We start from the raw sequence: 18,817 nt of genomic DNA, 5'->3' as shown, positions 1-18,817 counted from the left end.
CCATGCACGCGAGTTTGCCGAGTAAGGTAAGTACGTTGGAAGAAGCGTTAAGCCGAATTAATGATGGCTGCACCTTGATGTACGGTGGTTTTGGCGGCATCGGCAATCCGCCCACCTTGATCGACGGCCTGTTGGCCAAAGGCGTCAAGGACCTCACCATTATCGGCAACGACACCGGGTTTCCGCATATCGGCATCGGCCGGCTCGTCACCGCCGGGCGGGTGAAAAAAGTAATCGCCTCGCATATCGGCTCGAACCCTTTTGCCGGACAAAAGATGGAAGATGGCTCCATGGAGGTCGAGTTTTTCCCGCAAGGCACGCTGGCGGAAAAAATCCGCGCCGGCGGCGTCGGACTTGGCGGCATTGTGCTTGATGTCGGCGTAGGGACAATGATGGCTGAAGGGCGACAGACCGTCGTGCTAAACGGTACTACGTATATCGTCGAACCGGCCTTGACAGCGGACGTTGCCATTGTCCATGCGAGCAAGGCCGATCCGTACGGCAATCTCGTCTACGACAAGAGCGGACGGAACATGAATCCATTGGTCGCGATGGCCGGGCAGCTCACGATTGCGGAAGCCGACGAGATTGTGCCGCTCGGTGATTTGGATCCGGAGAGCATCGTGACACCGGGTATTTTTGTCGACATCGTCATTCCAAGCAAAGGAGTGAACTGGTCATGGGTATGGGAAAAGAAAGCCGTGACCGAATAGCGAAGCGGGCCGCCCAGGAGGTGCGCGGCGGCATGGTGGTGAACCTCGGCATCGGCATCCCGACGCAGGTGGCGGATTATGTGCCGCTGGGATTACAGGTCGTTTTTCACGCGGAGAACGGAATTCTGGGAGCGGGAGGCGCGCCGGAGCCGGGAAGCGAAGATGCATTTCTGTGCAACGCCGGCGGCTATCCGGTGACGGTTGTTGAGGGAGCGTCCTACTGCGACAGCGCCATCGCTTTTGCCATGATTCGTCGGGGGCGCGTCGATCTTACGATTCTCGGCGCTCTGGAAGTGAGCGAGCGGGGGGATCTGGCGAACTGGATTGTGCCGGGGAAGCGGGTGGCGGGCATCGGCGGGGCGATGGAGCTTGCGCAGAAGGCCCGAAAGGTCATCGTGCTCATGAACCACGTCAACAAGCTGGGAGCGTCCAAAATCCGCAAAGCCTGCGAGTTGCCGCTGACTGCGCCTCGGTGCGCCGATCTCATCATTACCGAAATGGCGGTGATCGAGGTGACGGAGGAGGGGCTGCTGCTGCGAGAAGTGATGCTGCCGTACACGGTGGAAGAGGTTATCCGGCATACCGAAGCCGAGCTGCGGCTCGCAGATCCCATCCTATTTATTCCGTAATCCGTACACTTAAGGCATAAGGAGGCGATCCGTTTGGCGGAGGCGAAGGAGAACGTCGAGCTGAAAACGCAGCTCCATCGCTGGTTGGAGCAGCACCGAGAAGCGGGAATCGAACTGCTTCAGCAGATGGTGCGGCTGCCGAGCACGCAGGGGAATGAGCAATCGGTGCAGCTCCTGGTCGCGGAGCAGCTGCGGGAGCTGGGCATGGTTGTGGAGGTGTGGGAGCCCGATGGAGAAGCGCTTGGTACGCACCCCTACTTCTACTCTCCGCGCACCCAGTTCGCCGGCTCCCCGAACGTTGTCGGCGTATGCCAAGGCACAGGCGGAGGCCGATCGCTGCTGCTCAACGGGCATGTGGACGTTGTGCCGGCTGGCAGCCTCGCCCAGTGGGAGCGCGACCCGTTCAGCGGCGCCGTGGTGGACGGCAAGCTGTACGGGCGCGGCGCCACGGATATGAAAGGCGGCAATGCGGCGCTGTTGTTGGCGCTCCAGGCCGTGCAGGGGATCGGATTGAAGCTGCGGGGCGATGTGATTTTTCAAAGCGTCATCGAAGAAGAGAGCGGCGGCGCGGGCACCTTGGCGGCAATTCTGCAGGGCTATAAGGCGGATGCGGCGCTCATTCCGGAGCCGACGAATTTGCGGATTTTTCCGAAGCAGCAGGGCTCCATGTGGTTTCGAATTGAGGTGAAAGGGCGCTCCGCTCACGGCGGGACACGGTACGAAGGCGTCAGTGCCATCGAGAAAAGCATGATCGTCCTGTCTCACCTGCAAGAGCTTGAGGCGCAGCGCAATCTGCGAGTGACCGATCCGCTCTACGCGGGGAATCCGATCCCGATTCCAATTAACATCGGGGTCATCGAGGGCGGCAGTTGGCCGTCGTCCGTGCCGGACGTCGTCAAGCTGGAAGGCCGAATGGGCGTCGCGCCGGAGGAAAAATTGGACGATGCGAAGGGGGAAATGCAGAAGTGGCTGGCTCTTTTGCCCGGAAAAGATCCGTGGTTTGCGTCGTATCCGCCTGAACTGACGTGGTTCGGGGCGCGCTGGGTGCCGGGCAGCGTCGATGCGTCGCATCCGTTTATGGCTGTGTTGATGGCGCAGTACCGAGAAGTCAGCGGGCAGGAGCCGGTCATCGAGGCCTCGCCATGGGGGACGGATGGCGGTCTTCTCACCGTGTTGGCGGATACGCCTTGCATCGTTTTTGGCCCTGGTGTTACACAGGTTGCGCACTATCCGAACGAGTACATCGTGCTCGACGATGTGTTTCAGGTCGCCGAGATTATCGCGCTAACCTTGCTTCACTGGTGCGGGTGGGACAGAATGGAGGCGTAAGGGATGAGTGATATTCAAATGAAGACCGCACTGCCGGGGCCGGAGGCGAGCAAGCTGTTGGAGCGGCGCGCGGCGAGTGTGCCTCGGGGGCCTTTTAATACCGTGCCGACTTTTGCGGCTAAAGGGGAGGGAGCGCTCCTGACGGATGTGGACGGCAACACGTTCATCGATTTTGCAGGGGCGATCGGATGCCTGAATGTGGGCCATTCTCCGCCCCGTGTGGTCGAGGCGTTGAAAGCACAGCTCGATCAGTACTTGCACCCGAGCTTCCATGTGGTCATGTATGAGCCGTACATTGAGCTGGCGGAAAAGCTGAATGCGATTACGCCCGGCGATCATCCGAAGAAGACATTTTTCCTGAACAGCGGCGCGGAAGCGGTGGAAAACGCCGTCAAAATCGCGCGCAAAGCGACCGGACGCCGAGGCATTATTTCGTTCGAGCGCGGCTTCCACGGCCGGACGTACATGGCGATGTCCTTGACGAGCAAGGTGAAGCCGTATAAGAACGGCTTTGGCCCTTTTGCGCCGGATACGTACCGGATGCCTTATCCGTATTACTACCGGGCGCCGGACGGCATAACGCCGGACGAGGTAGACGATGGGCTGCTCCGGCGCTTCGAGGATTTCTTTTTGTCCGAGGTGCCGGGGGAGGATGTGGCGGCGGTTATTCTTGAGCCCGTGCAGGGCGAAGGCGGCTTCGTTATCGCATCCACGCGGTTTATTCAAGGTGTGAGGCGCATTTGCGACAAGTACGGCATTCTGCTGATTGCCGATGAAGTGCAGACGGGCTTCGGGCGTACGGGCCGCATGTTTGCGATGGAGCATCACGGTGTCGTGCCTGATCTCGTGACGATGTCCAAATCGATTGCCGCCGGGCTGCCGATCAGCGCTGTGACCGGCCGGGCCGAGATCATGGACGCCCCGGGCGTCGGCGAGATCGGCGGCACGTATGGCGGTAGCCCGCTCGGGTGTGTCGCCGCCTTGCAGGTGATTGCGATGCTGGAAGAGGAGGGGCTTATCGCGCGAGCGACAGCGATCGGCAGCGCCGTGCAGGAGCGGTTCCGGCAGCTCCAACAAAAGCATGCGTGCATCGGTGATGTTCGCTCGCTCGGCGCGATGAGCGCGATGGAGCTTGTGCAGGACCGGGGAACGAAGCTGCCGGATAAAGAACGGACGGCGCGAGTGCTCCAAGCCTGTCATCAGCGCGGTGTGATTTTGATGAGCGCAGGTATTTATAGTAATGTGATAAGGATGCTCTGCCCGCTTGTCATCACGGATGATCAGCTCGCGGAGGGACTGGATGTGATGGAGCAGGTGTTTGCGGAGCTGCGGCCTTGAGTGTGGGTTGTTTCATAAGCAACAACTGGTATGGTGGAGAAGCGCGGCAATCATGTTCGTCGGTGGTGAGGGCAGAGATGAGGAAGCTAGGTTACGCAAACTCGTCTTCAGGCTCGCTGATATGGAGGAAGCTAGGTTACGCAAACTTGTCTTTACACTTGGTAATATGGTCAAGAGTCGAAAAAAGTCCCGCTACTCGGCCCCAACCCGGTCTAGAAGATCAAAGCCTGCAAAAAAGCAGGAATTTTCCTCCTAACCACCCGATTTTGGGAAATACCTGCGATTGTGCAGGAATTTTGGGCCAGAAGGGTTCTTTTTGAGTAAACTGGTCTAAAAAACTGCATTTTCGCAGGAATTGTGTGAAAAACGACGTTTTTTGGAAAAAATTCCTGCATAATTGCAGGAATTCAAATGGCTCCCCCGGTGGAGTTAAGCAGCTACAATCATAGGGACGCCAGTGAGGCAACCTCTTGCAACGGTAACGGTTAAAGTGTCTGCGTACTCACAGGAACGCCGTAGTCACCATTTCGTAGCAACACAATCACAAACCAGCCTGTTCATTCCCGACACCTATGTATGCAATTTCCCCTTCCTGTTTGCTTAAACTTAGTTTGGAAGAGAAAAGAGGTCTACTCCATGAAAAAACACCTATGGATTGGCGGTCAGTGGCTGGAGGCACGTGAGCACCGCCCGTTATACGCGCCGTACAGCGGTGCGCACCTGGCCGATGTCGCTTATGCGGACGCGGCCGAGGTAGAGCAGGCACTCGCCGCAGCTGAGGCGGCACGCCCGCTGATGGCGCGCATGCCGGCGCACGAGCGGGCGGCAATTCTGGAGCGGCTGGCGGCGCTCATCCGGGCGAACGCCGAGCGCTGCGCGGAGCTGATCGCGCTGGAAGCGGCGAAGCCGATCACGACGGCGAAGCTGGAGGTGGAGCGCACGATCGCCACGTACAAGTTCGCAGCCGAGGAGGCGAAGCGGATTCACGGCGAGACAATTCCGCTCGACGCGGCCCCGGGCGGCGAGGGACGGATCGCCTACACGATGCGCCAGCCGCTCGGTGTGGTAGCGGCGATTACGCCGTTCAACTTTCCGATGAACCTCGTGGCGCATAAAGTTGGGCCGGCGATCGCGGCAGGCAATACGATCGTGCTCAAGCCGGCGGGGCAGACGCCGCTGACCGCGCTCCTGCTCGCGGAGCTGCTGGAGCAGGCGGGGCTGCCGGCAGGCGCCCTGAACGTCGTGACCGGCAGCGGCAGCCTCATCGGCGACCTCCTCGTGACGGACGCGCGCGTGAAGGCGGTCACCTTCACGGGTTCGCCCGAGGTAGGCATCGCCATTCGGAGCAAAGCCGGCCTCCGCCGAGTCACGCTCGAGCTCGGCTCGAACTCGGCGCTGCTGGTAGATCAAGGCGTCGACGTGGACGCCATGATCGCAAGAGCTGTCACCGGCGCCTTCTCCTTCGCGGGACAGGTGTGCATTTCCATACAGCGCATCTATGTGCATGAAGCGCTGTTTGATACGTTTGTGCAGAAGTTCGTCGCCCAAACAGCGAAGCTGCGCCTCGGCGATCCGCTCGACCCGGCGACGGACGTCTCGGCCTTGATCAGCGCCCGCGACGCGGAGCGCGCGCTGGCGTGGATCGCCGAGGCGGAACAGCACGGCGCCGTCGTCGCAGCCGGCAACCGGCGCGACGGCAACGTCGTGGCGCCGACGGTGCTGCTGCACGCGCCGGCGTCGACGCGAGTCGCCTGCCAGGAGGCGTTCGCGCCGATCGTCCTTATTAACCGGATCGCCTCCATCGAGGAGGGCATCTCACTGGTGAACGACTCCCGCTACGGTTTGCAGGCCGGGGTCTACACGAACGATCTTCGCACCGCCTTTGCCGCTGCGGAAGCGTTGGAAGTCGGCGGCGTGATGATCAATGACATTCCGACGTTCCGGGTCGATCACATGCCTTACGGCGGGGTCAAGGAAAGCGGCACGGGGCGTGAAGGTGTGAAGTACGCGATCGAGGAGTTAACGGAATTGAAGTTGGTAAGTATTCGAAAATAGTGTACGATAATACGATAGAACGGGAGGACGCACTCAAGCGCAAGCGAGGGGAGCGTCCTTCGGCGTTTGGCCGGATAACGAAGCCAGGCGACTGTCGTTCACTGGAAAGGAGAATTGGCATGGAGGTTGGATTTTTGCTGCGCGTTATCCTGGCCGGCGTCTGCGGCGCAATCATCGGGTACGAACGCAAAAGCAGGATGAAAGAAGCGGGCATTCGCACCCATTTCGTCGTTGCCGCAGGGGCGGCATTGATGATGCTCATTTCCAAATACGGATTTGAAGATATGATCGGAAAAGAAGGCGTTGCGCTCGACCCGTCGCGTGTTGCGGCGCAAGTGGTCAGCGGCGTCGGATTTCTAGGGGCAGGCATGATTTTTATGCAGCGGCAAACCGTCAGAGGGCTTACGACCGCGGCGGGGATTTGGTTAACCGCCGGCATTGGCATGGCGATCGGCGCCGACCTGTACATTGTCGGTATCGGGACGACCGTGCTCATTTTAATTGCACAGAAATTATTGCATAGCCAAATCCCTTGGCTGGCTGCCCCCAAGACCGAACAGTTGTCCATTCGCTTGCGGGATGAACCGGGAGCCGCCCAATTCATTCAGCAGTTTCTCAAGGAAAGAGACCTTATTATTTTACATTTTCATAGCGAAAAACTGCTGGAATCGGCCGAGCTTGTGCTCGACATTACGATTAAACTGCCGGCCCATTATGAAATGAATAAATTGCTGCCGCTGATCCAGGATGCTCCCTTTGTTCATGTCGTTGAGATGCAGTAAAGGGACTTAACGCGAAAAAAGAGACTGCAGATAAACCGCAGTCTCTTTCCTGTATTAGTGTTGTTTTTACTGATATTCTTTGGCTTTCTTCACGAGCTCGTCGTATGCAGCTTCAGGCGTCGCCTTGCCGAACATTACTTTTTCGCCGATCGTCTTGTAATCTTTTGCCGTGTAGTTGCTCCAGCCCTTCGCGCCAGGATTGAATGGCTGCGCATCAGGAGCTACGGCTTTGATCAGCTCAACTTGCTGTTTGTCAGCCGGGGTCAGCTTCGGCGTCAAGTACTCCAGAATTTTCTTGGATACCGGTACGCCGCGAGTCGTCGTCAAAATGTCCGCAGCCTCTTGGTCATTAATGAACCAGTCGATGAATTTTTTCGATTCTTCGATGTTTTTGGAATCTGCGCTGATGGACCAGAACATGGAGGGCTTCAAAAATCCGCTGGATTGCGTCCCTTTCGGTTGTCCGACCAAGGAGTACGTAGCGGGCTTCACGCTTTCGTATCCAGGCAGCAAAGCGGCGAATGTGCGCTTCATGAGCACGGTGTCGTTGTTCATCAAATCCTGCTTCGCATCGGACTCTTTATCCGTGCTGGCGATTTCCGCAGGCGGGACGACACCGGCATCGCGCAGTTCCGAATACTTTTTGACAAAAGTCAACCAAGTGTCCTTGTCAAAATTGAACTTGCCGTCTTCCGTGATCGGATAGCCTTTGCCTTGGCTGATTTGATACGAGGCGTAGGTTGTATAGTCGGACGTGGCGTCCATCAAGACGTATTTGTCCTTCTCCAGCTTCGCTTTCGCATCTTTGCCGAATTGCCAGTATTGCTCCCACGTCCAGCCTGTCTTCGGTGCTGTAACGCCGAGCTTATCTACCGCATTTTTATTGAAAATCATCCCCGTCGCGTTGTTGCCGAGAGGAATGGCGTACAGCTTGTCTTTGTATTTGCCGGAATCTACGAGGGATTTGTCGATGTCCGCCGTATTGATGCCTTTAGACAAGTCAGCCAACTGATTTCTTGCGGAATACTCGGCTAACCAGGCGGGGTCCATTTGAATGATGTCCGGCGCGTTTTTCGCCGCCGCTTGCGTCGCGAGCTTGTCAGCATAGCCGTCAAAGCCGGAAAATTCAGGTTCGAATGTCACGTTCGGATGTTTTTTCGTATAAGCATCCAGCGCTTTCAACGTTGCATCGTGTCTGGCTTGCGAGCCCCACCATACGATTCTGAGCTTCACAGGCGTTGTGCTTTGGGGTGCAGCCGTAGCAGGCGCAGCACCGGCCTTGTCGTTTGCTTTTTCTCCAGAACCAGATCCGCATGCGCTCAAGGAAAGCGCCAGAATAGCCGTCATGGAGAGCAAGCCCCATGTTCTCAACTGTATTTTCATCGTGAATCCCCTTTCAAGAATGTTGTTCTCTCTTCTATTTCTATTATATAAACAACGCTCTTTTCTTAAAGCACAGTAATGAACACACTTCTTCCCGTATCGACCACAGTTTCGGGCAGAGGTTAGGGCGTGTCTGAAAACACGCTCAGGGGCATCGGCAATATCTGCGGCCCATCGGAGCATTCAGAAACATCCTAGCTAGTTTTTCCAGCCTCGCTGGGATTGATCCCCGTATACTTTTTAAAGATCGAACTGAAGTAAGGCACGCTCTTATAACCTACCTTTTCTGCGACTTCGTAGATCAAATATTTGCCTTCGGCCAAGAGGGCCTGCGCTTTCTTCATCCGGACACGGATGGTGTAGTTCGTAAAGGTTTCCCCCGTCGCTTTTTTGAAAATTTGATTTAAATAGTTGCGCGATAAATAGAGTTTCTTCGCCATATCCTCGAGTCCGAACTCTTCGGCATAATGGTCATGTGCATACTGAATCATAAAATCGACAGCTTCCTTATGCTTCGAATTTTCATGCCAGTGGCGGCTTGTCGTAATGACATGGATCTTGCTGCGGAGCCAGTCCTTGACCTGCGTCTGTGTCTGGATTTGGGCAATCTCCTGCTTCAGCGCCATGCCGGGAAATAGATCATCCAGAACGATACCTGCACTGTGCAGCGAGTAGGCAAAAATCGTCCACAATTCGGCACATAAATACTGCAAGTAAGCCGGTGTTATCGCAGGCATTGACTCCATCTGGTTAAAATAAGCCTCGATGATGTCCTGCGCCTTTTCCTCCTTGGCGTAGACGATCGCCTCCGCCAATTCCTGATAAAACTTAATGGGACGAATGGCGCCCGAATCGTCGAATGTCAAGGAGGATTCCTTGTCTTGCGGAGGGACGATATTTTGCTGCAGCAGCTCGAGGAAGGCTTCTTCCGTCGAATTGGAGATTTCCAGCCAATTGGTTTTCAGCGTGCCTAAGCCGATGCGGACTGACAACTGCAAATAGGTATAAATGCAGGCAGCGATGCGTTCTCCGATGGCGCCAATGAGGCGTCTCGCTTCATCTGCGGGGATCAACGGATCGATATTAAAAATGATCGCGGCATGATGGCTGTGTAATTCGACGAACGCTGACTCGGGCCAGTCCTCAGACAGCACCTCGCGAATAATATTGGCATACGCAAAGCGAAACAAGTTCCAATCAATTAAAGACAGGCCTGCGGTTCGGACGGAGTTCAGCAGTTCGATGCCCATGACAAGATGACTCCGCTGCAGCCAAAAGTCAATCTCCGAGCGCTTCAGCTGCTCCGCGGCTATCGCTTTATTGAAAGTGCCGGTCACGACCGACTTGAGCCACTCTTTTTCCATAAAAGGTTCATACATCAGCAAGCGGCTGTGTATTTCTTCCTGCTCCAGCTTCTTCAGCTCTTTGTTTTCCAGCTCTTTGATGACGCGCGCTAGGACCTCGCTCAGTTCTTCCAGCGTGACAGGCTTGGATAAATAATCGTTCACTTGAAGCCGAAGCGCTTGTCTGGCGTACTGGAAATCGGAATATCCGCTGAGGATGATAATCTCACCCTCATAGTTCATTTCGCGCAGCTTTTCAATCATCTCGAGCCCGTTCATAATAGGCATATAAATATCTGTGATGATGATGTCCGGCTTCGTACGTTCTGCCATCACGAGCCCCTCGGCGCCATCGCAAGCTTCACCTACAAATTCGGCATCAATGGACTCCCACGGAATTGACTTTTGCATACCTTCCAAAACCTGAAAATCATCATCGATGATGAGTATCTTCCACATCGTATCGCTCCCTCACTTCATCTTTATCACGTATTTGCGGAAGGCGAATGGTCACGACCGTTCCTTCGCCCGGTTCACTCTGAATGTCCACCCCATAGGGCGCTCCGAAGTACGCGGCGGTCCGCTCCCTCACATTGCGCAGGCCGTAACCGCCCGTTTTCCTGCGTCTAGGCTCGTCCCAACCTTGGCGCAGGCCTACGCCGTCATCGATCACTTGCAGCAGCACATCCTGCCCATGCAGACGGATCGAGATCTTGATTCTTCCTTTCTTGCGGCCATGAAAGCCATGAATGATGGCGTTCTCGATCATCGGCTGAATCGTCATTCTTGGGAGCAGCAGATCTTTTGCTTCTTCCTCCACCTCGATTTCGAATGCCAAACGTTCCCCCCAGCGAATTTGTTGAATCTGCAAATAGCACTCAACATGCGTAATCTCGTCGGCGATCGGTATCATCGTTTCCCCATTGGAGAGACCGATACGAAACATTTTGCCCATCAAGGATAAAATCTTACTTATTTTTACCTGACCGGAATCGATGGCCAACCAATTTAATTGATCCAGCGTGTTGTACAGAAAATGTGGATTAATCATCGCCTGAAGCGCCTGAATCTCGGCCTCCCGCTGGCGTTTATGCTGTTCTTTGAGCGACTTCACCAGTTCTTCTATCCGCTCCATTTGCTTGCGGTAACCGCCAAATAAATTCCCGAATTCATTGGAATAATCCATTGGGAGTTCGGGTTGCAGTCCCTTCTCGGGAAGCTTGCCCATATAGGCGACAAGCAGCTTAATCGGCCGCGTAAACTGCCTGGAGAGGATTAACGTAAACAATGAAGCGACACAAATTGCCGATAAACCGACCGTCACCAGAATATAGGCGAGGCGCACGCTGCTCTGCACGATTTGTTTCCATGGCGTGACTTCAACGAGCATCCAATTGGCCGGCGATTTGCTCCAGACGAGCAGAGATTCGCTTTGCTGATTGGTTTTAATCCGAATGCTGCCGGATTTTCCTTGTGTCATCGTAATCTGCTTAAATTCATTCTCCTGTAAGCGCAGGTCGCCGATTGCAGCGATTTCCCTGCCGCCTGCGTCAAACAGCGCCCGGCTTCTTCCTTCTGTTTCACCTTGGATTACATTTTTAATTTCCGATGATTTGACATTGAGCAGCAGCAAGCCGTAGTAAATACCCGAATTGTTGTACAGCTTTCGAGCCAGGCCGGTAACCGGCAGCTCACCGACATTCGTCTCGATTGTCCGCTCTTTAATCCAGGCCAAATCGTTATTTTGAATCTCGGGGTACCAGCTCTCATCTTTCAATTTCTTCAGATCAAAATAGCGAACAGGCCCCTGGGGATCGGTCAGCACGGGGTGTTCAATGTAAAGATGGACAGATTGCACGAAAGTCGAGCTGTAGGTGATGCTTGCGAGCAGATCCTCCAAATCCTTTTTCCGTCGGTTGCGCTCAAACAGGTCGTTCTCCAAGGGATTGAAGCCGATAATATCGATGTTTCGCGCCGCCGCCAGTGACATTTGCTCGATCGAGGTTAACTGAATCACCAATTTTTTATTAAGCTCATTCAAGAGATCCTGTTGATATAAAGATGTATTTTGCGCGAGCTCGCTTGACGTGACGTGATAACTGATCCACGTGAAGACAAGCAGCAGCAGGGCAATGAATAGGGCGAAGCTTCCAAAAAACAGCCGTCCGATGCGAACACGTTTGAAAATACTGAACAAGGGCAGCCGCTCCTCCACGCGAAAATAGGGAAAAGGCTGCAACGAATCGCAACCTTTTCATACCGAATGCCTATAGTTTAGCCTTTCACGGCACCGGAGGCAATGCCATCGACAAAATGACGTTGGGCCAAGAAGAAAATGATGAACGAAGGAATAACCGATACGAGCGCCATCGCAAGCAATTGCCCCCAAGGCAGTGCCGATTGGCCGTCGACGAACAGCTTCAAAGCCAAGCCCACGGTGTATTTGCTCACGGAGTTAATGTAGAGCAGATGACCGAAGAAGTCGTCCCAATTCCACAGGAAGCAATAGATGGCTACCGTGACAAGCGCAGGCTTCGTGAGCGGCATCATGATGCGCCAATAAATGCCGAACCAGCTGCAGCCGTCCATTTTGGCGGACTCATCCAACTCGCGGGGAATTCCCCGGATAAACTGCACAAGCAGGAAGATGAAGAACGGACCGCCGATGCCACCGGCCAGCGCGTGCGGGACGTAGAACGGGAGGTACGTGTTCACCCAACCCCAAGCGTTAAACATGATGTATTGAGGAACGAGCGTCACTTGGCTCGGCAGCATCAACGTCACCATGAGAATGGCGAACCAGAACTTTTGCAGTGGAAAGTGCAGTCGGGCAAACCCGAAAGCGACCAGGCTGCAGGACAGCACGGATGTGACCAACACGCCGGAAATCAGCTCGAACGTATTGATATAAAAATGCGTGAAGGTAAACTTCGGTATCGCTACCCAACCATCGCTGAAGTTGCTCCATAACCATTGGGAAGGAAACAGATTGGGAGAGCTCATTTCCGCATTCGATTTAAAAGCGGCTCCCACCCACCACAAGATCGGGTAGATCATGACGAGGCTGAATACGGCAAGAAAGAAGTGCGAACGGAACATTTGGCTGAAACGGACTGGCGTGTTCATTATTTTTTACCACCTTCAGTCTCATAGAATACCCAATAGCGGGAGGATGCAAAAATCAAGGCGGTTGCGAGGCCGATCACGATGAGAAGAATCCAGGCAAGTGCCGAGGCATAGCCCATCTCGTAGCGCGAGAAAGCGCGGTCGTACAGATACAAGGCGTACATGTAAGTTGAATTGATCGGTCCGCCTTTGGTGATGATAAAGGCTTGCGTAAACATTTGGAAGGAGCCTATCGTCTGCAAAACAAGGTTAAACAGCAGCACCGGCGAGAGCATCGGTAACGTAATCGTGTAAAACTGTCGCAACTTCGTTGCGCCGTCCACGGAGGCCGCTTCATATAAGTCGGGCGAGATCTGTTTCAGACCCGCCAGGAAAATAACCATGGACGAGCCGAACTGCCAGGCGACCAAAACAATTAACGTGCCCAACGCCGTGTGCGGATTGCTGATCCAGCTGATGCCTTCCAGGCCGAAAACACCTAGAAGTTTGTTCAAGAAGCCGGTTTTGCTGAACATATTCTGCCAGAGGATCGCAACCGCGATAGAGCTGCCGATCAGAGATGGCAAATAGATCACCGTGCGGTAGAAGGAAATTCCCTTCACTTTGCGGTTCAACAGCATCGCGACCATCAAAGCGCTGAACAGCTTGATCGGTACGGACAAGACGACGAACAGGATCGTGATTTTCAGAGACTGGCGAAAAATTTCATCATCACCGAAGATACGCTCGTAGTTGCGCAGACCGATCCATTCCGGCGATTCCAGCAGCGTATATTTGGTAAATGAATAGTAGATGGATTGCAGCATCGGCCACATCGTCAGCAGCAGTAAGCCGACCAGCCACGGGGAAATAAATAAATAACCGGCGATAGGCGATTCCCAGCGCCCTTTTAGCGTAAATTTTTTAGTGACAGGGTTCATCCCGACAACCGCCTTTCAGCATATTTGCAGCGTTACACTTAGTATAAAAGGCAGGACGCTTATGAAAAATGAGAGTAACGAACACAAATCAATCGCTAACGAACACTTCGAATTAGATTCACAACATTATGATAAATGTAAACAACATAAAGACATTGGCATGATTGGCTTATCCAACTATGATTAGGATATTCAGGAGGCGATATGACCATGAAAAAACCTAACATTTTGTTGATAACGAGCGATCAGCAGCATTGGGATACCATCGGCGCTTTTAATAAAGAAATCTCTACTCCGAATCTCGATCGTTTAGTTCGGGAGGGAACCACATTCAACCGTGCTTACTGCCCGAATCCAACTTGTACGCCAACGCGGGCGTCCATTATTACCGGTATGTATCCGAGCCAGCATGGCGCCTGGACACTAGGGACCAAGCTGCTGGAAGACCGCCATGTTGTGACGGAAGATTTCAGCAAAGGCGGCTATCGATCCGCGCTGATCGGCAAAGCACACTTTCAACCGCTCCGTTCGTCGGAGGAATATCCTTCACTGGAGTCGTATCCCGTCCTTCAAGACCTGGAATTCTGGAAAAACTACAAAGACAAATTCTACGGTTTCGATCATGTCGAGCTTGCCCGCAACCATACGAATGAAGCGCACGTTGGCCAGCATTATGCGATCTGGATGGAAGAGAAAGGCTGCAAAAACTGGCGTGACTACTTCCTGCCGCCAACCGGCACGATGGACCCTAATCTGACGTACAAGTGGCCGATTCCGGAGGAGTATCATTACAATACCTGGATCGCGGAGCGTTCGAATGCCATGCTGGAGCAATACAAGGAGAATGATGAAAGCTTCTTTCTATGGAGTTCTTTCTTCGATCCGCATCCGGAATACTTGGTGCCGGAGCCTTGGGACACGATGTACGACCCGTCCAAGCTGACCGTTCCGTCCATCACGCCGGGCGAACATGACAAGAATCCGCCGCATTTTGGCTTGACGCAGGAAGAGAACCCGGACTTCTCCTATTTAAAAGAAGATCAAACCTTTGAAGTGCACGGCTATCATTCGCATCACTATTACCACTATGGTGATAAGCACCGAATCACGGACGAGCACAAAGCGAAGCAAATGGCCGTCTATTACGGCATGATTTCCATGATGGACAAATATATCGGTAAAATCCTGGATAAACTCGACGAACTCGGCTTAGCCGATAACACCATCGTCGTCTTCACGACGGACCACGGTCATTTCTTCGGGCAGCACGGCCTGCAAGCAAAGGGCGGGTTCCATTACGAAGACCTGATCAAAATTCCGTTTATCGCCCGGTATCCGGGACAAATTCCGCAAGGCGAGCAAAGCGCGGCGATTCAGTCGTTGGTCGATCTGGCGCCAACGTTCCTGTCGTTCTGCAACCTTCCGGTTCCGCGTACGATGACAGGCGTGGATCAGAGCCAGGTTTGGCTGGGGAACAAGGAACAGGCGAGAGACCATGCCATTTGCGAGTTCCATCATCAGCCGACGACCATTCATCAGAAAACGTACGTCAACGAGCGTTACAAAATCACCGTGTACTACAATCAGACGTACGGCGAGATTTTCGACTTGCAGGAGGATCCCGGCGAGATCAACAATCTGTGGGACGACCCGGCCGCAGCAAGCCTTAAGTCAGAGTTGCTGCTCAAATATGTATGGGCGGAGCTCGGCAAAGAGCCGATTCCGATGCCGCGCATTTGGGGCGCTTAGGAAGTGAAAAAGGAGTCACCGACCGCATAAGCTGCGGTAGGGTGGCTCCTTTTTTTGCTGCGGCTTTGCACTTACACGCCGCTCTCCTTCTGCTGCGCCTTCATCAGCTTATCCTTCATCTCATCCCGCTTGCCGCGACGGTCCTTCAACGAAGCATGATCTGGCGAAGCCAGGTACGCCTTCCGGCGACCGAGGCGGCGCAAATTTTCTGGCACTAAGTTGAATTTTTCATCTTTCATCAGTGCAATGATGCCCGTGCTCTCCGGCTGCGCGGTCACGCCGTACACTTCATTGAAGTAAGCATCGGCGCGGTCCGGCTCATAATTCTTTGGCTCCGGATAGCCGACGATGACGCCTTCATAGTTGCGCAAAATCACCTTATCCTGGCTCTGCGATAGGAGATAGTTCGGCTGCAGTGCGATTTTGCCACCGCCGCCGGGAGCGTCGACGACGAAGGTTGGCACCGCATAGCCGCTCGTATGTCCACGCAAGGACTCGATAATCTCCAGTCCTTTCGACACGGGCGCCCGGAAGTGGCCAATGCCCTCCGAAAGGTCGCACTGGTAGATGTAGTACGGGCGGACGCGGATTTTGACCAGCTCATGCATGAGCTTTCTCATAATATAGGTGGAGTCGTTAATGCCCGCCAGAATGACGGCTTGGTTGCCAAGCGGCACCCCGGCATCGGCCAGCATCGCGCATGCTTTCTTCGCTTCCTCCGTAATTTCGAGCGGCGTGTTGAAATGCGTGTTCAGCCACACCGGATGATACTTTCGAATGATTGTGCACAGGTTCTCGGTAATCCGCTGCGGAAAAACAACCGGAGCCCGCGTCCCGATCCGAATAATTTCCACATGCGGGATCGCCCGCAAATTTTTTAGAATATACTCCAAAATATTATCGTTAATCAGGAGCCCATCCCCGCCCGAGAGCAAAACGTCGCGCACCTCCGGCGTACTCCGGATGTAGGCGATCGCGTCGTCCAACTGCTTTTTCGGCACGCCCATGCCGACCTGACCGGAAAATCGCCGCCGCGTGCAGTACCGGCAGTACATCGAGCACTGGTTCGTCACCAGAAACAGCACCCGGTCCGGATAACGGTGCGTCAGCCCCGGCGTCGGCGAATCCTCATCCTCGTGAAGCGGGTCTTCGAGATCGTATTTCGTTTTCAGCAGCTCTGCCGAAATCGGCACGGATTGCATCCGAATCGGGCACCGCGGGTCATCCGGGTTCATTAATGAAGCATAGTAGGGCGTAATATTCAAAGGAATCGTCTGCGTCGAGATGCGAACGCCCTCTTCTTCCTCGGGGGTCAGGTTCACAACCTTTTTCAAATCGTCCAAGGAACGAATCGTATGCGTCAACTGCCACAGCCAGTCATTCCATTGCTCAACCGTCACGTCTTTCCAGAGCTCGATCTGCTTCCAGTCACGTCGTTCCATCGCTGCACCTCCATGAGTGATACTTGCTCACTTGTAATGGATGCAAGAAACGTGCCAACCGTTCCGGATTGAGGTTATTTTCTGGCGATACCGTAACTTTTCAGCTTATACTGCAGTGCCTGACGTTTCATTCCGAGCGCCTGCGCGGTAAGCGTGACATTGTAGTTGTGCTCGGCCAACGCCCGTTCGATCGCTTCCTTTTCCAGCTGTTTCACCTTTTCGGGGAGACCCGTTCGCGGAGGAGCAACGTCCGGCATCTTAATGGGGAGCATAGTCGGAACAAGGGAAGCGGGCAAATGGCTTTCTTCAATGATATTGCACTCCGGCTCCATGATATTATACGTCGATTCAATGGCGTGGCTGAGCTCACGTACATTCCCGGGCCAGGCATACTGAAGCATACGCTCCATCGCGTCCGGCGCAACGCCCGTCACTTTCATATCGAACAGTTCGTTGAACGTCTCTATAAAATGCTGCGTCAGCAGCGGAATATCCTCTTTACGCCGGGACAGTGGGGGAAGTGTCAGATTGACCACATTCAGCCGATAAAAAAGATCGCTGCGCAGCACGTTTCTTGCCAGCGCCTCGGTCGGTTCGATATTCATCGCGGTGATGATGCGAATATCGACCTGCTGCTCCTTCGTCCCGCCGACGCGGCGAACGAGGCCGTCCTGGAGCACCCGCAGCAGCTTCGCCTGCAGAACAAGATCAAGGCTGCTCAGCTCATCCAGAAAAAGCGTGCCGCCATTCGCCTGCTCAAATAAGCCGGCCCGATCGATCGCCCCGGTAAAAGCCCCGCGCGAAGTCCCGAACATGATGCCCTCCATCAGTTCGCCGGGCACCGCCGCGCAGTTCTGCGCGATAAAAGGGCGGCTCCTGCGGCTGCTGGCATTATGAATGCTCTGGGCGACGAGTTCCTTGCCCGTCCCCGTCGGTCCGCAGATGAGGACGGGAGAGCTTGTACGCGACGCTTTTTTGGCAAAAGCGATCGTCCGCAGAAAAGCAGGATCGCTCCCGATCAGATCGCTGAAATGATAGCGGGCGGAGCCAGCCTGCTTTTTCCAGCCCGGAGCCTCATAGATTTGATGCCTCAGATCGAGAATCTGGTCATGGAGATGCATGATGCTGGTTATGTCCTTGGCCACCTCCAAAGCACCGATAATGCGGCCGTTCTCTTTGAGCGGATACGTGCTGTTAATGGTTGTGATGCGTTTGCCGGTCATGCTGACATAGGTTTGAATCTTTTCGCGGATCTCCGTACCGGTTTGGAGGACCTTCGTAAGTGTGCTCGTTTCTTGTGTCAGCGAGGGGAAGAGCTCGAACACACTTCTTCCTAGCACCTGTTCGCGGGGCAGCCCGTCCGTCTCCGCCATCTTATCGTTATAGAAGACAGTCATTCCCTCATCATTAACGAGATGCACACCGACATCGAGCAAATTGAGCACTTTTTCAAAGTAAGCCGATCCTTGGTCCCGTTGTCCTGACAAGATACTCACCCCAGCTTCTAGGAAGGTTTCGCTTCATTAGTATGCCGGTGCGGGGCAGAACAGAAGACAAGTTTCATGCAGACGATCAAAATGGAAAAATAAAACATTGCCACAGTCCTGAGGCGCGTGCTATATTATCACCTCGGCCGCAAGACGGACCGGCAAGTGCGAAAAAGAATTTTAAAAAAGTGCTTGCAATGATGCGATGCAATATGATATATTACATTTCGCTGCTTCGGAAGCGCGGCAGTGTACGAAAGACATTGATCTTTGAAAACTGAACAACGAGTGAGTAAGCAAAACGGTTGAGCAATCAACCATAATGAGATTGACAAAATCTCGCTAGCAAGTCAAATGAGCTATTCAGCTTAAAATAAATGGACAAGCGATTGTCTACTTTTATGGAGAGTTTGATCCTGGCTCAGGACGAACGCTGGCGGCGTGCCTAATACATGCAAGTCGAGCGGAGCACTTCGGTGCTTAGCGGCGGACGGGTGAGTAACACGTAGGCAACCTGCCTT

The 18,817-nt window shown here is 54.1% G+C and carries 14 protein-coding genes and 1 rRNA gene; 8 read left to right on the top strand and 7 right to left on the bottom strand.

All coding sequences use genetic code 11. The annotated features are described in order from the left end of the window. Positions 1-2 precede the first annotated feature (2 nt). The 6 genes from EJQ19_RS04840 to EJQ19_RS04815 all read left to right on the top strand — a co-directional run bounded on the left by EJQ19_RS04840 (position 3) and on the right by EJQ19_RS04815 (position 6,846). Positions 3-713 carry a CoA transferase subunit A gene (locus EJQ19_RS04840; protein WP_126140069.1) on the top strand — a complete coding sequence of 237 codons (711 nt, stop codon included), beginning with the start codon at positions 3-5 and terminating at the stop codon, positions 711-713. Further along, positions 680-1,342: a 3-oxoacid CoA-transferase subunit B gene (locus EJQ19_RS04835; protein WP_126140068.1), complete on the top strand. Its 663-nt coding sequence runs from the start codon at positions 680-682 to the stop codon at positions 1,340-1,342. The genes EJQ19_RS04840 and EJQ19_RS04835 overlap by 34 nt, the downstream gene beginning before the upstream one ends. Before the next feature lie 33 nt (positions 1,343-1,375). Continuing rightward, entirely contained in the window at positions 1,376-2,671 is a 1,296-nt protein-coding gene (locus EJQ19_RS04830; RefSeq protein WP_241242738.1) for a peptidase, read from the top strand. Positions 2,672-2,674: 3 nt separating this feature from the next. Next, a complete protein-coding gene (gene gabT / locus EJQ19_RS04825; RefSeq protein WP_126140067.1) occupies positions 2,675-4,009 on the top strand; it encodes a 4-aminobutyrate--2-oxoglutarate transaminase in 1,335 nt (444 codons plus the stop codon). Positions 4,010-4,645: 636 nt separating this feature from the next. Then, positions 4,646-6,064: an aldehyde dehydrogenase family protein gene (locus EJQ19_RS04820; protein ID WP_241242737.1), complete on the top strand. Its 1,419-nt coding sequence runs from the start codon at positions 4,646-4,648 to the stop codon at positions 6,062-6,064. Between the two features lie 119 nt (positions 6,065-6,183). Then, positions 6,184-6,846, top strand: a complete 663-nt coding sequence (locus EJQ19_RS04815) for an MgtC/SapB family protein (protein ID WP_126140065.1) — start codon at positions 6,184-6,186, stop codon at positions 6,844-6,846. A 66-nt stretch (positions 6,847-6,912) separates the two neighbouring features. Here EJQ19_RS04815 and EJQ19_RS04810 read toward each other — a convergent pair whose 3' ends face one another. From EJQ19_RS04810 to EJQ19_RS04790, 5 genes are all read right to left on the bottom strand, one after another. Beyond that, positions 6,913-8,229, bottom strand: coding sequence for an ABC transporter substrate-binding protein (locus EJQ19_RS04810; protein WP_164716319.1), 1,317 nt, complete (start codon positions 8,227-8,229; stop codon positions 6,913-6,915). 194 nt (positions 8,230-8,423) lie between these two features. Continuing rightward, positions 8,424-10,031 (bottom strand): response regulator, encoded by a 1,608-nt coding sequence (locus EJQ19_RS04805; RefSeq protein ID WP_126140063.1) that lies wholly within the window; start codon positions 10,029-10,031, stop codon positions 8,424-8,426. Continuing rightward, the gene (locus tag EJQ19_RS04800; protein ID WP_126140062.1) at positions 10,006-11,769 is read right to left on the bottom strand and encodes a cache domain-containing sensor histidine kinase; all 1,764 of its coding nucleotides are present in this window, start codon (positions 11,767-11,769) and stop codon (positions 10,006-10,008) included. The genes EJQ19_RS04805 and EJQ19_RS04800 overlap by 26 nt, the downstream gene beginning before the upstream one ends. A 77-nt stretch (positions 11,770-11,846) precedes the next feature. Beyond that, on the bottom strand, positions 11,847-12,698 hold the full coding sequence (locus EJQ19_RS04795; protein WP_126140061.1) for a carbohydrate ABC transporter permease: 852 nt from the start codon (positions 12,696-12,698) through the stop codon (positions 11,847-11,849). Continuing rightward, the gene (locus EJQ19_RS04790) at positions 12,698-13,618 is read right to left on the bottom strand and encodes a carbohydrate ABC transporter permease (protein ID WP_126140060.1); all 921 of its coding nucleotides are present in this window, start codon (positions 13,616-13,618) and stop codon (positions 12,698-12,700) included. The genes EJQ19_RS04795 and EJQ19_RS04790 overlap by 1 nt, the downstream gene beginning before the upstream one ends. A 210-nt stretch (positions 13,619-13,828) precedes the next feature. Between EJQ19_RS04790 and EJQ19_RS04785 the strand changes: the two genes are divergently transcribed. Then, entirely contained in the window at positions 13,829-15,367 is a 1,539-nt protein-coding gene (locus EJQ19_RS04785) for a sulfatase family protein (protein WP_126140059.1), read from the top strand. 71 nt (positions 15,368-15,438) lie between these two features. On the opposite strand, the gene kamA is transcribed toward EJQ19_RS04785, so the two are convergent. Both kamA and EJQ19_RS04775 read right to left on the bottom strand, forming a co-directional pair. Continuing rightward, positions 15,439-16,809: a lysine 2,3-aminomutase gene (kamA, locus tag EJQ19_RS04780; RefSeq protein WP_126140058.1), complete on the bottom strand. Its 1,371-nt coding sequence runs from the start codon at positions 16,807-16,809 to the stop codon at positions 15,439-15,441. A gap of 74 nt (positions 16,810-16,883) precedes the next feature. Continuing rightward, on the bottom strand, positions 16,884-18,296 hold the full coding sequence (locus EJQ19_RS04775; protein WP_126140057.1) for a sigma-54 interaction domain-containing protein: 1,413 nt from the start codon (positions 18,294-18,296) through the stop codon (positions 16,884-16,886). Between the two features lie 398 nt (positions 18,297-18,694). Between EJQ19_RS04775 and EJQ19_RS04770 the strand changes: the two genes are divergently transcribed. Then, positions 18,695-18,817, top strand: a 16S ribosomal RNA gene (locus EJQ19_RS04770); the annotation flags it as partial.

This window comes from Paenibacillus whitsoniae, from assembly GCF_003955665.1.
Classification (GTDB): Bacteria; Bacillota; Bacilli; order Paenibacillales; family NBRC-103111; genus Paenibacillus_E; species Paenibacillus_E whitsoniae.
Note: the sequence above shows the minus strand (reverse complement) of the source record. Positions and strands in the feature narration are given on the sequence as shown.